This is a genomic window from Litoreibacter sp. GN1-5 (genome assembly GCF_055693805.1).
Genome location: NZ_JBVFUP010000001.1, coordinates 3397492 through 3411037 on the forward strand (window position 1 = coordinate 3397492; position 13546 = coordinate 3411037).

General features: G+C 54.1%; 9 protein-coding genes, 1 tRNA gene and 1 pseudogene. 5 read left to right on the plus strand and 6 right to left on the minus strand.

Translation table 11 applies throughout. The annotated features are described in order from the left end of the window. Positions 1-9: 9 nt before the first annotated feature. Positions 10-3191 (minus strand): annotated as a pseudogene (locus ACZ1HF_RS17060) (4Fe-4S dicluster domain-containing protein). A gap of 217 nt (positions 3192-3408) precedes the next feature. Here ACZ1HF_RS17060 and ACZ1HF_RS17065 point away from each other — a divergent pair. From ACZ1HF_RS17065 to ACZ1HF_RS17080, 4 genes are all read left to right on the plus strand, one after another. After that, a complete protein-coding gene (locus ACZ1HF_RS17065) occupies positions 3409-4188 on the plus strand; it encodes a hypothetical protein (RefSeq protein ID WP_472658632.1) in 780 nt (259 codons plus the stop codon). A 133-nt stretch (positions 4189-4321) separates the two neighbouring features. Then, a complete protein-coding gene (locus tag ACZ1HF_RS17070; RefSeq protein ID WP_472658633.1) occupies positions 4322-5014 on the plus strand; it encodes an HAD family hydrolase in 693 nt (230 codons plus the stop codon). Positions 5015-5079: 65 nt separating this feature from the next. Further along, positions 5080-5679 (plus strand): heme NO-binding domain-containing protein, encoded by a 600-nt coding sequence (locus ACZ1HF_RS17075; protein WP_472658634.1) that lies wholly within the window; start codon positions 5080-5082, stop codon positions 5677-5679. A gap of 2 nt (positions 5680-5681) precedes the next feature. Further along, positions 5682-6710, plus strand: coding sequence for a diguanylate cyclase domain-containing protein (locus ACZ1HF_RS17080; protein ID WP_472658635.1), 1029 nt, complete (start codon positions 5682-5684; stop codon positions 6708-6710). Positions 6711-6732: 22 nt separating this feature from the next. Here the strand turns inward: ACZ1HF_RS17080 and ACZ1HF_RS17085 are convergent. The 4 genes from ACZ1HF_RS17085 to ACZ1HF_RS17100 form a co-directional block, all read right to left on the minus strand. Further along, positions 6733-6806: transfer RNA gene (locus ACZ1HF_RS17085), tRNA-Glu, on the minus strand. Between the two features lie 75 nt (positions 6807-6881). After that, entirely contained in the window at positions 6882-8639 is a 1758-nt protein-coding gene (gene recJ, locus ACZ1HF_RS17090; RefSeq protein ID WP_472658636.1) for a single-stranded-DNA-specific exonuclease RecJ, read from the minus strand. Between the two features lies 1 nt (position 8640). Beyond that, positions 8641-9609 (minus strand): class II fructose-bisphosphatase, encoded by a 969-nt coding sequence (gene glpX, locus ACZ1HF_RS17095; RefSeq protein WP_472658637.1) that lies wholly within the window; start codon positions 9607-9609, stop codon positions 8641-8643. 24 nt (positions 9610-9633) lie between these two features. Continuing rightward, a complete protein-coding gene (locus tag ACZ1HF_RS17100; RefSeq protein WP_472658638.1) occupies positions 9634-10920 on the minus strand; it encodes a homoserine dehydrogenase in 1287 nt (428 codons plus the stop codon). Positions 10921-11413: 493 nt separating this feature from the next. On the opposite strand from ACZ1HF_RS17100, the gene ACZ1HF_RS17105 reads away from it, so the two are divergent. Then, on the plus strand, positions 11414-12043 hold the full coding sequence (locus ACZ1HF_RS17105) for a TetR/AcrR family transcriptional regulator (RefSeq protein ID WP_472658639.1): 630 nt from the start codon (positions 11414-11416) through the stop codon (positions 12041-12043). 109 nt (positions 12044-12152) lie between these two features. Here ACZ1HF_RS17105 and glyA read toward each other — a convergent pair whose 3' ends face one another. Beyond that, a complete protein-coding gene (gene glyA, locus ACZ1HF_RS17110; RefSeq protein WP_472658640.1) occupies positions 12153-13448 on the minus strand; it encodes a serine hydroxymethyltransferase in 1296 nt (431 codons plus the stop codon). Positions 13449-13546: the final 98 nt, after the last annotated feature.

Sequence of the window (13546 nt, forward strand, 5' to 3'; positions counted from 1 at the left end):
ACGCCTGCATTACAGGTCGATTTCAATCCTTCCATCTGGATCGGCTGCGCGGGATTGGCATAAGATCATGGAGCTCGCGCGGTCTTTTTGGCTAAGCACAAAATCGCGGTGCTCGACAGCGCCTGAGATCACACCGCATTTGCATACGCCGCATAACCCGTCGGAGCATTTAACATCCACATGGACCCCCGCGCGCAAAAGCGCGTCAGTGGCTGCCTCATTGGCAGTAACAGTGATATCGCGCCCATCTTTCAGGCGTAGGGTAAAGGGATGGTTCTCATATTCGGGCTGCTCTGGGACCGAGAAGAATTCCAGATGTCGCGCGGCTTCTGGGAAACCGTTGAGAGTTGCTATGTTTATAACGGCATTCATATAAACCTCTGGCCCGCAGGTATAGATATGCGCCCCATCTTTGTAGGAAAGGGTTTGGCTTAGATCACAGCGCGTTCCTTCATCCGAGAAATGGTATTGAACGCGATCTGCCCATGGCACCTTTGCTAGGTCTTCCATAAATCCGGCCGAAGCTCTGCTTGAGCATGAATAATGAAGCGCGAACTTAGCTCCGATCACATGCAGTCTATGAGCCATCGCGATCATTGGCGTAACCCCGATCCCGCCGCCCATCAGATAGGTGAATGACGCATCTTCATGCAGTGGGAAATGATTGATGGGTTTCGAGATATGAACGCGTCGTCCCTTCTCAAATACCCGGTGCATCAATTTGGAGCCCCCACGTCCCTCATCTTCGCGCAACACGGCGATTTGGTATTTTGATCGATCTTTCGGATCGCCAGACAGGGAATACTGGCGCAAAAATTCTGGTGCGACGACCACATCGATATGCGCGCCCGCAGTGACCGGGGGCATATCGGACCCGTCCGGCATAGAAAACTCGTACTTCGTGACCGATTTGGTCATCTGCTCAACTTTCGAGACGATAACCCCCATAACAGGGCTTTCCGTCTGATCGGCCGTGTATACGTGCTCGGGCGGCAGGCCCTTGGAACGGCGTGCTTTGTGCTCATCAGCTACAATCATGGCCTTATAAGCGGCAATCCCGGCCTCACGATCCATTGGAAATGGATAAGCATAGGGCGGAGGAGCCAGCGGGGCGGGATAGACTGCCAATGTCTGGTCCTCGTATTTCAGGCCCAGCTTTTTTGATAGAGGTCGCGCATTCACCGGATGGGCAGACGGGTGATAAGCCCCGTCATCCACCATTTCCAGATCCCACCACCATTTCTTGACGGGATTGATCTCACCATTACCGACCATATCGTCAAGCTTGGCCAGTGTTTTGGCAGCAGATGGCACTGTCATGGCCAGTTTGCGAAAGGGGCTTCAGAAAATAACCCTTCAAGGTTCCACGGGCAGGTTTTCATACAGCGCCCACACATTGCGCCATTCTTCTGACTGACTCTGTAGGTTGTGCATTTTTGGCTGTCAGATTTCCAGATTTCATATCCGTTAAACATCAGTTTCGGTCCAGCAGTGATGGCCCCGGACGGACACTCGCGGGCGCATTTGTTGCAGGCGTCGCAGAACTTTTGCAGGCCAAAATCGATGGGTTTATCATGTGTCATTGGCATGTTGGTGGTGACAACGCCGGATTTTAGGCGGGGGCCGAGAAACGGGTTCAGGATCACCTCGCCGATACGGGACACTTCGCCAAGGCCCGACAGAAGCAACAGAGGAGGGTGCAGAACTTCATCGTCCATCACGGAATGCACGCGCGCGGTGTAACCAAGCGATCGCAAGTGTTGCGCAAGAACACCGCCAAGCAACGAGAAGCGCAGGTAAGCGCGCATGGACTGTGCGCAGGCGATCCAGTCATCGCCCGATGCCCCTTCCATAGTTTCATGCCCCTGATCGATAATCATGGAGATGGCGTTGGAATGGTAGGGCGTGATCGGTTGACCCGCTGCATCGTGGGAATAGTAAGCCCAATCGGGGCAGGCAGATAGGCCCACAGCATCCACGCCCAGCCAATATAATGCAGCCTTGATATTGGCGGCGTTTTTGTCTGCGTCGCGGGTGCTGGGATGCGGCTCGGTTGCAGCCTCACCATCCTGCAACAGCACAAAAGCCCCCAGTGACGGACGAAAGGCAAAAGCCGAGGCCGATTTGCGCACGTAGTTGCCGTTCTTCGTAGCCTCTTGCACCGCTTTGCCCATATCGCCAAACAATCCTCTGACGAACAGGTTCGCGCGTTTTGGAACGCGGGCGACATTGGGGGCGTCGATATAGGTCGTAGGCTCATCTACGCGTTTCAAAGTTTCAAACGGATGGGGCCCCTGGCGGAAGGCGCGTTTGGCGAAAGGGTCGGCATTGATTGCATTTCTTGCATGTGAACCAATGCCTGTTGTCCACGAAAATCCGGGGCGCGCATCGGGCTCCAATGGGGCGTCCGCATGCAAGGTCAACGTGGTGCTTAGCACCGCCAACCCATAGCGCTTGCCAACGAATGGATTTCTGCCATCAGGCAAGATCAGTCCAGCCTGCACCGCCAGCTTGCCCAAATGCAGGTCAGACGCCGCCATAGAGTGCGCGCGGGCGTCAAACCCTAATGTGCGTATATATGCTGCGAGCGTTACAGCCGTTTCCATGCCGCGCAAGCAAGCACGTTGAGGTTGGGCTCCTTTGATCCAGTCGCAACCTGTCTCATCCGGTTCCGGATCGCGGGGCATGTCATAAAGAAATACCAACGCATGTGTGTGATGACGGCAATCGGCTGGTGGCGCACGCATGGCTTCCCGCAGGTTTGCCATGATCACATCTATCCCTGCCGCAAGGCTTTTGGGTTGCATGGTCCGAAGCTTTTCCGCCAAGCGGTCTACGTCCGGGTTAACAAGTGGCGCATCAAGCCAGCCTTCATCCGGGATCGTACATATTCCTACCATCGATGCATCGCAGTAATAGCCAAACGCTTTCAGATGGTTCGCCCGTTCCTGAAGGTCATCCGGGATCACTGCGCGTTCTTTCTTGACCAGCCCGTCTCGGGTTGCATCAAGCATCGCCTGATAGTCGCGCATGGCATTGATAATACTCAGCGGGTCTTCAGGATTGCGAAAACTCAGACCTTGCATTGCAGGCAGAGAGTTCAGATCAGCGCTTGCTTGTCGGGCAAGCTTTTCAAGAGGGTAGCCGCCAAGGTGAACCGGGCGATTTTTATATGAAAAGAGTTTTCCCATTAATGGCGGTCCTTATAGCTGCGCGCCAAACGTAGTCGGGTGTGCTCAGGGCAGCCAGATCGAATTTGTTCATCCTGATGCAAAAGGTTCTCTACCTGTTGATTCCAGAAGGCTAATTGACAGATAGCGGTTTTCCGCCTATCTGGTGTTCTAAATTAATAAATACAAGAAGGTTATCAGTATGCGGTTTTTTCTTGCAATAGTATGGGGCCTCGTGATGACGGGGTATATCGCTTATTGCTGGTGGTTCGAATGGGGTGTGTATGCTTGGGCTATCCGTTTAGAAGCAGAGTATTTGGGCGAGTATTATGATTTTTACACAGCCTTGCTCTTGTGGGTGATAATCACAATTCTTCCAATGTCTGTAATCAACGGAGGTGGTTTGGGTCTTGGCGCAGGCGAAGTTGATGAAGTTGCCAAAGCCCGCAGTACTGCCAGATATATGCCGCTTTTTGCAATCATCTGTGCGCTCGGCGGCGGGGTCGCCTTTTTTCTGTCGTTGACCGCCTCAGATGGGACAGAGCCGCCAGTTGCGCTTGACGTGGCTACCATGGGCGAAACAAAGCCGGAGGCACGAAATATTGTAGCTCAGGGTGATATTCTTTTTGACGAGATTTACATCATCACCGAGACGGTCAATTCAAGCTCAACTGATACCTATTACGCGCCTATCGTGGCGTCTGGCGGAAATGGGAAATCTGACCCAATTCGGTTCGTTCAAGTGCTTACGCAACGGGGTAATGTTCAGCCATCAGAGGGTTTGTTCAACAGGACCGGTCGTTTGCGTGAAGCACCATTGCCGTTATTGCTGCGCGATTTCTATGAGGAAGAGGGTCTAGTCGTTGCCGACCCGGTTTACTTGATCGAGACGGGCGGACTAAGTGATCAAGAAATCCTATGGGGTGCTACGGCAGTTTTAGGTCTTCTGGCATTTATTTTCTTCATTCTATGGCCAATTCTATTCATTAAGTACCGCAAACTTGCACGCGAGGCTTAGCAGGCGGTACAATTCGAAAACACGTTTTCCAAACAACAGATTGTTTTGAAAGATATGGTGATTGCTCACACGCTTGTGCATCGCAGTTCTGCCTGAAAAGGTTTGCCTGTGGAGCACAAGCAAAGGCGAGGCCATGATCAAGGCACTACTGTTCGATAAGGACGGCACTCTTTTTGATTTTGACAAGACCTGGGGCCGCTGGGCAGATGGGTTTTTGCGGGGTCTGGCACGTGGCGATACAGGCCTTTTGGCATGTCTGAGTGAAGCCGTGGGCTATGATATCGACAGACAGAAATTCTTTCCTCACAGCCCGATCATTGCCGGTACACCGGAAGAAAGCGTCACCCTGTTGCTGTCCCATTTACCCGATTGGAGCTTTGATAATCTTCTCAATCATAACAACGCATCCGCCGCTGCTGCCCCTTTGTCTGAGGTCATCCCGCTTGTGCCATTGTTTGACAGCTTCGATGCACACGGGATCGTCATGGGGATTGCCACAAACGATACTGAAAGCTGTGCTCGGGCACATATGACGACAGCGGGTGTTATTGAGCACCTGAGCTATATCGCGGGGTCTGACAGCGGCCATAGCGGCAAACCTGCGCCTGACATGTGTTTGGCTTTTGCGCGCCATGTCGGGCTTGATCCATCCGAAATCGCAATGATTGGTGACAGTCTGCATGACCTTCATGCGGGACGTGCAGCTGGTATGATGACAGTTGGTGTTCTGACTGGGCCTGCAAACGCAGCCACGTTGGCACCACATGCGGATGTAATTCTTGACCATATTGGCCATCTGCCAGACTGGATCGGGATGCCGCCTTGAACTCATTTGCGAATTCTTAACAGCTCGTGAGCTACGTTTCTGTCCAGAAATGGATGGAAACTGCTATGTACGGGCTGATTAACCGGTCGATTCAGTGTTTTGTGACCGACACGTATGGCCAACCCATGTGGGAAAAGGTCGTCCGCCAAGCGCGGCTTGACTTTACCGATTTCGAATCGATGCTCGAATATGATGACCATCTGACAGATGACGTGATGGATGCAGTTTCGAACTGTCTTGACCGTGATCAGGCCACAGTTCTTGAAGATATCGGCACCTATATGGTGACACATCCCAATATGGAGCCGGTCCGCCGATTGTTGCGTTTCGGTGGTCATACGTTTGAAGAATTTCTCCTGTCGCTTGATGATCTGCATGATCGGGGCAAGCTGGCCTTGCCGGGGCTGGAATTGCCGCAGTTGGAGCTGCGGCAGACCAGCTCTTGCAGCTTCAATCTGCATTGCAAGGCGTCCCATATTGGCTTTGGTGCTGTTCTGCTAGGGATATTAAGGGCTTTGGCGGATGACTATGGCACCCTTGTTATTCTTGATCTGACCTGTACGCGTCAGGACAAGGGTACAACGGAAGTATTATACATCGAATTGCTAGAGGCAGCTTTCACGGAAGGTCGGTCCTTCAGTCTCGGATCTGAAGCGGTGGTGTAGTAATGGTTGCGTCTGTTCAAGATATTTCGATCACTGAAGCGGCTTTGGATCATCTGATGCCGCTGCATCTTTGGGTGTCGAAGACCGGTCATATCCTGCGCGCAGGACCTACGTTGCAGAAACTGTTCCCTGATGCGCCACTTGTTGGGCAGCGTCTTCTGGAGGTGATGGAAATCAAGCGCCCGCTTTCTGTCGGGCGGTTTGCTGATCTTTATGCCTCAGACCATTCACGTCTTCGCGTTGCATTCCGTCAGGGTGAAAAATATGTGATGAAAGGTCTACTGGTGCGCTTGCCAGACGATTCCGGTGCTCTGATCAACCTGTCCCTTGGTATTTCTGTGGTAGAAGCGGTCAGTCGCTATGATCTTAGCAGCGCCGATTTTGCGCCGTCAGATCCAACAGTTGATATGCTATATTTAATTGAGGCTAAGACAGCTGCCTTAGAGGAATCGAAGCGTTTGAACACACGCTTGCAGGGCGCCAAAATTGCAGCTGAAGAACAGGCGTTTACAGATACATTGACTGGCCTGAAGAACCGTCGGGCCATGGACCATCTGTTAGGGCGTTTATCTGAGAATGGTGTTGAGTTCGGACTGATGCATCTGGATCTCGATTACTTCAAACAGGTGAACGATACCTATGGCCATGCGGCGGGGGACCATGTGCTACAAGTTATTGCGAAAGTCCTCTCAAGGCAGACGCGCACTCATGATATGGTGGCCCGCATTGGCGGGGATGAGTTCGTTTTAATCTTTCACGATTGCATTGATCTGCAAACACTAGATCGCATCGCAAACCGTATCATCACACAACTTGAACGCCCGATCATCTTTGAAGGCCAGACTTGCTGCGTGTCAGCCAGTATCGGAACGACCTTATCAAGTTTTTATAAAGTGCCGGCTGTTGATCAAATGCTGAGCGATGCAGATCAGGCGCTTTATGCATCAAAAAACCAAGGGCGCGCCTGCCATACTGTTTTTCAGCCCAATAAAGCTGGCGATACGGCTGCGCCTGACATGGCATCAGGCTGAAAAAACACTTGGAAAATTTAAGTGGTACTCCCTAGGGAATCGAACCCCTCTTTCCAGGTTGAAAACCTGGCGTCCTAACCGATAGACGAAGGGAGCACCGGAGTAGTGCGGCGTTATTTAGGGAAAGCAGGTGCGCGTGGCAAGCGGAAAATACACTATATGCAAGTTATTCTACTCATGGGCAGGTGCGGCGTCCTCTAACTTTAGCTGTGCGGTTTGGCGCCCATTCCATGTATTGACCTCAAGTCGACCTGCCAGATGAAATCGCGCGCCAGCATGGCTTTCAAGCGCGTGACCTAGGCCATTAGAAAATGCCCCAAATGCAATCGCCTCGATCTTCGTGGGACCGTCATCGCCAAAGCTGAGTTTCAGATGCCCGTCGCCTACGGGCTTTGTGAACAAGATACGTTGGTCTGGAAATGCAAAGCGTGGCGCAGGAGCTCCGGCACCATAGGGGCCTGCGGTGTCAAGTTTCTCAATCAGTTCTATAGTTGCTGCGCTAGACATCATCATGCCATCCAACCGCAGATCAGACGGGCCAATGGCGCCTGCGCCCTGTTTTGCCATCATCTCGCTTAGGCGCGTCATTGCCGGTTCCAGTTTGTCGCGCGCGACAGTCAGCCCGGCGGCCATCTTGTGACCACCACCCTTCAACAACAGACCCTCAGAGGCCAGCCGTTGTATTTGCGCCCCAAGATCGATGCCCGACACAGATCGTCCTGATCCCTTGCCTTCTTCCCCATCAAGTCCGATCACCACGGCAGGACGGTTCGTAGCTTCTTTGAGCCGAGCCGCAACGATACCAACGACACCAGGATGCCACCCTTCGCCCGCAGCCCAAACCAGTGGTGCATCCAACCCCCGTTCGGTGGCTTGCTCCAGTGCAGCTTCACGCACCTGCGCCTCGATCTCGCGTCGTTCGGTGTTGAGAACATCCAGCCGTTCGGCCAGCGCCTCAGCTTCGGCGATGTCGTCGGTTGACAGCAACCGCGCCCCAAGATCAGCCGCACCGATACGACCACCCGCGTTGACCCTTGGTCCCAGCAGAAAGCCCAGATGATAGGGCGTAGGCGCACTATCCATCCTTGATATATCTGCCAAAGCACGCAAGCCTACACGCTGGCGCGCTGCCATCACCTTTAACCCTTGCCGCACCAGCGCCCTGTTCACACCTCTTAAAGGTGCCACATCCGCAACAGTGGCAAGTGCTACCAGATCCAGAAAACTCATCAGATCTGGTCCGTTCTTGCCCGCGTTTCGCAGCAAGCGGTTCACCGCGACAAGCAGCAGAAACACCACTCCGGCAGCACAGAGATAGCTTAAATTGCCGTCTTCATCCTGACGGTTTGGATTCACCACAGCAAGGGCGGGGGGCAACATCTCGCCGCCCAAGTGGTGATCTAGTACGATAACATCCGCCGCTTTGGCTGCTGCAATAGGTTCATGAGACAATGTTCCACAGTCAACGCAGATGATCAGATCATGGGTTGCTGCAAGCTCAGACATGGCAGGTATATTGGGCCCGTACCCCTCATCAATGCGGTCGGGTACATAAAGCGTCGCGCCCAATCCCATTTGCCGCAGCCAAGTGATCAATAGCGCGGCAGAACTGCCGCCATCCACGTCGTAATCCGCAAAAACGGCAATGCGTTGCCGTGTCTCGACTGCTTTCATGACCCGTGCCGCAGCCTTGTCCATATCGCGCAAGACAGACGGATCTGGCAAAAGCTCTCTCAGGGTTGGTTGCAGGTAAGCTTGTGCCGCCTCGGGTGCGATGCCCAGCCGTGCCAATGTGCTGCAGACAGGCAGGGGCAGGTCAGTGACTTGCGTCATCGCCTCAGCCATGCGTGTTTGCGCCGGATCAAGCCCGATCCAGCGCCGTCCGGTCAAAGAGCGTTCGACGCCCAGAAAGGCCGGGGCGTCTTCCATATCAGCGGGTTGGATTGCGATAGCGCATTCGCCGGACGGAGCCGGTTTTAGAGCGCATCAGGATCGTTTCTGCGGTCAGATAACCCACTTCGCGCTTGATCCCCGGTAGGATTGAGCCATCCGTGACACCCGTGGCTGCAAAAATCACATCCTGTGTCACCATTTCGTCACGGGTATAAATCTTGTTCAGATCGGTGATCCCCGCCTTTGCCGCGCGACCGCGTTCATCGTCGTTGCGGAACAGAAGCCGACCGTAAATCTGCCCGCCCATACATTTTAGTGCAGCAGCTGCCAGCACGCCTTCAGGCGCGCCGCCGGACCCCATGTAGATGTCGATGCCGGTAATTTCGGGCTCGGCGCAGTGCATGACGCCTGCCACGTCGCCATCTGTGATCAGTCGGATTGCTGCACCGGTAGAGCGCACCTCTGCGATCAAATCCTCATGGCGAGGGCGTTCCAGAATACAGACGGTGATATCGTCTATGCTGCATGCCTTCGCCTTGGCAAGCGCTGCAATCCGTTCAGATGGTGTCATATCCAGTGTGACCGTATCCACGGGGAAGCCTGGTCCAATTGCCAGTTTGTCCATATACACATCAGGGGCATGCAGCATCGATCCGCGTGGGCCCATAGCAATGACCGCCAGCGCGTTCGGCATGTCCTTTGCCGTCAGCGTTGTGCCTTCCAGCGGGTCAAGCGCAATATCCACGCCGGGTCCTTTGCCAGTGCCCACTTCCTCGCCGATGAAAAGCATCGGGGCTTCGTCCCGCTCACCCTCACCGATAACGACGACGCCGTTAATGTCGAGCATGTTGAGCTGTGTACGCATGGCGTCTACGGCGGCCTGATCTGCAGCTTTTTCATCACCGCGCCCGATCAGTTTGGCAGAGGCAAGCGCAGCCGCTTCGGACACACGGGCAAGTCCGAGAGAGAGCATACGGTCTTGGAATATTTCAGTCGAGGAAGTCATCGGGCAGTTCCCTTTACGAATAAATTACAACTCTTCGATTCGAAGCGCGACAGGATCGGTTGCGACAACGCCGGTTGCTGGCAGCTGTGCCAGCGCGTGATCCAGCGCATCGCGGGTCGTGGTATGCGTGACAATCAAGACGGGCGCTGTTTGCGCATCGTGCCCATATTGTCGCATCCGGTTAATCGATACCCCTGCATCGCCAAGCGCTGTTGCAACTTTTGCAAGAGCTCCCGGTTTGTCCTGAAGGGTAAAGCGCAGATAGTAGGGCGCAGGCACAGCGGATTGCGCGACAGGCGCAGTCGTCAACTCGGTCGCGGGCATGCCAAATGTCGGTACGCGTATGCCTCTGGCCAGATCAATCACATCGGACATAACCGCGCTTGCGGTCGGACCTTCGCCAGCACCAGCACCGCTTAATACGATCTGCCCGACAGCATCCCCTTCAAGGATCACCATATTCGTTCCGCCCTCCAACTGGCCAAGGGGCGATATTGCAGGCACCAGACAGGGCGTCATGCGTTGTTCCAACCCGCGTGGGGTTTTCTGGGCGACGCCCAGCAGCTTGATGCGGTAGCCCATATCAGCGGCTTGGGTAATGTCGTCAATCGATATGCGCCCAATGCCTTCCAGCCTAACGCCATCGAAGTTAACTTGCGTCCCAAAGGCAATGGCAGACAGAAGGCTCAGTTTGTGGCCAGCGTCGATCCCGTCCACATCAAGCCTGGGATCCGCTTCGAGATATCCAAGCGCGTTGGCTTCGGCAAAAACCTCTTGATAGGCGAGGCCAGAGCTTTGCATACGGGTCAGGATGTAGTTGCATGTGCCGTTCATGACGCCGATGATCCGGGTAATCTCGTTACCCGCAAGTCCTTCGGTCAGGGCCTTAACCACAGGTATGCCACCTGCCACCGCCGCCTCGAACCGTAGGGCCGCGCCCTTGTCCTCTGCAGCTTCGGCAATGCTTTGACCATGTAAAGCCAACATTGCCTTATTGGCGGTCACGACATCTTTGCCTGCTGCAATCGCTGCTTCGGTCGCTTCTTTGGCCGGTCCATCGCTACCGCCGATAAGCTCGACAAAAACATCGATGTCATCTCGTTCGGCCAATGCAACCGGGTCGTCTTCCCAGGCATATTTCGATAAAGAAATTCCCCGATCCTTGGCGCGGGTGCGCGCAGAAATTGCCGTGATTTCAATAGGCCGTCCAGAACGCTTGGCCAGAAGATCGGCTTTTTGCCGGATAATTTTGACAACCCCGATGCCAACAGTGCCCAGACCTGCAATTCCCAAGCGTAGAGGATGTGTCATCAAATGCTCCGTCAGCTCTGACTTGTCTTTCGTTGTTCTGTTAGCGGGGAACGCCCCCCTGTGCAACGAGAGAGCTTAGCGTTGTCGGCTTTCCACCGATTTGAGCAACCGTAGGCGGGTTTTCCCATCTATAATGGATCGCCCCCTCAAAGCCGCAGACCGGGCGCGCAAGTTAGCTACGCGGGCTTTAAGGGCGATGCTCTGGTCTTCGATGCCGCCAGTCTCTGCATTTGCCAACAAGGGCGCCAAAGGGACAAGCGTGGGGAAGGGGCCGCCTGCGCCTCGGCACTGATCGTACCCTTGGCACTGGGCAGATTATCCCCACAGGCGGTCAGAAAGCCTGCAAGCGATATTCCGATCATGAGGCGCATTATGTGCATGGCCGTGCCATCCAGTTGTTGTTCGCATCACAGTATGGTGTGTCTATGATATCGGCAAGGTCGCGTCATCTGTAAGGGCTTGAAATGAACGCCTGTTCAGATAACTTGGCGTTATGGCGCGAAAAACTGGTTCTCATTCTGATATTACTGGCCCGAAAGTCCGTGAAGCCGCGCTCAGGCTTTTCGCGGCGCATGGTTTTGCTGCCGTTTCAATGCGCCAGATTGCAGCCGAGGTTGGCGTGCAAGCCGGTGCGCTTTATCTTTATACACCGGACAAGCAGACCCTGCTGTTTGACCTTCTGACAAGCCATATGGAAGAGCTTCACGCGGCATGGGCAGCTGAAAATAAACCGGACGATCCGGTCAAACGTCTCGATACGTTTGCGAGGTTTCACATACGCTTTCATCTGGGCCGCCCGCAGGAGGTCTTCATTTCCTATATGGAACTGCGCAACCTTTCGTCAGAAAATTTCACTAAGCTTGAGGTCATGCGCCGCCGTTATGAAGACGCGCTTGAGAGCATTCTGAAGGCTGGGCAAGCCCAGGGGCAATTTGATGTTGAGGACACCAAACTGACGACGCTGGCCCTTATTGCAATGCTTACTGGCGTGACCAACTGGTATCGCCCTGATGGCAGGTTGTCATTGAAACGGGTTGAGGCGATTTATGCCGATATGGTTGGTAAGGCGGTCCGTGCTGGCCCGCGCCAATTCCGCCATACTCGTTCAGAAGCACGGGTGTAGCAGCGTTTTTTGAGGCAGCCCGCAATTCTTGAGTATCAGCGTGACTGCCGCAAATTATTTTCTATGAGTGTGTGGGTCCAATAACGAAACCGGACCCAACCCGACCAGTCTAGAGGTTAGGGTAAATCGGGAACTTGCCGCACAAATTCAGCACCTTGGCTTTCACGGCTTCTTCAACAGCGCCATTTCCATCTTCACCATTGGTTGCCAGCCCGTCCACAACCTCAACGATGTAATCTGCAATCAGGCGGAACTCGACCTCTGAAAATCCGCGTGTGGTGCCAGCGGGTGAGCCCAAGCGGATGCCGCTTGTTACCATTGGCTTTTCCGTATCGAAGGGAATGCCGTTTTTGTTGCACGTGATGTGCGCACGACCCAAAGCTTTCTCGGTTGCATTGCCTTTCACGCCTTTGGGGCGCAGATCGACCAATAAAACGTGGGTGTCCGTGCCACCAGTCACGATGTCCAGACCGCCCTTCATTAACTGATCCGCTAATGCCTGCGCGTTCGAGATCACCTGCGCCGTGTAATCCTTGAATTCTGGTCGTAATGCCTCGCCAAATGCAACTGCCTTACCGGCGATTACATGCATCAGGGGGCCGCCTTGAATGCCGGGGAAAATGGCAGAGTTGAACTTTTTTGCCAGCGCTTCGTCATTCGTCAGGATCATGCCACCACGAGGACCGCGCAGTGTTTTATGTGTCGTCGTCGTTGCCACATGCGCATGGGGGAAGGGCGACGGGTGCCGCCCGCCTGCAACCAAACCAGCGAAATGGGCCATATCGACCAGCAGGTATGCGCCGACCATATCCGCGATCTCACGCATCTTGGCAAAGTTGATCTGGCGTGGAATGGCCGATCCGCCAGCGATGATCAATTGGGGTTTGTGTTCTTTTGCCAATGCTTCGACTTGTTCGTAATCAAGCTCAAGCGTGTCGCGCCTCACGCCATATTGCACTGCATTGAACCACTTGCCCGATTGGTTGGGGGCTGCGCCATGTGTCAGATGTCCACCTGCGTCCAATGACATCCCCAGAATGGTATCGCCGGGTTTCAGAAGTGCTGTAAACACACCCTGATTGGCCTGAGATCCGGAGTTCGGCTGCACATTTGCAAAACTACAGTCAAAGAGCGTTTTCGCACGGTCAATCGCCAGAGTCTCAGCAATATCAACATATTGGCATCCACCATAATAACGCCGTCCGGGGTATCCTTCGGCGTATTTGTTGGTCATCACCGACCCTTGGGCTTCCATCACGGCGGCCGAGACGATGTTTTCTGAGGCAATCAACTCGATCTCGTCGCGCTGACGGCCCAGCTCTGACGTTATAGCGCCAAAGAGTTCGGCGTCGCGGGTCTTCAAGTGTTCTGTGAAAAATCCGTCATCACGGTGGGGTGCGTTCATCGAAAATGCTCCTGCAACTGGGAGAATGGGTAAGACGATACGCCGTCATAATCCTGTTTAGGCGAAATCAAAAGGCCTGAAACAGACCAATCGCAAGC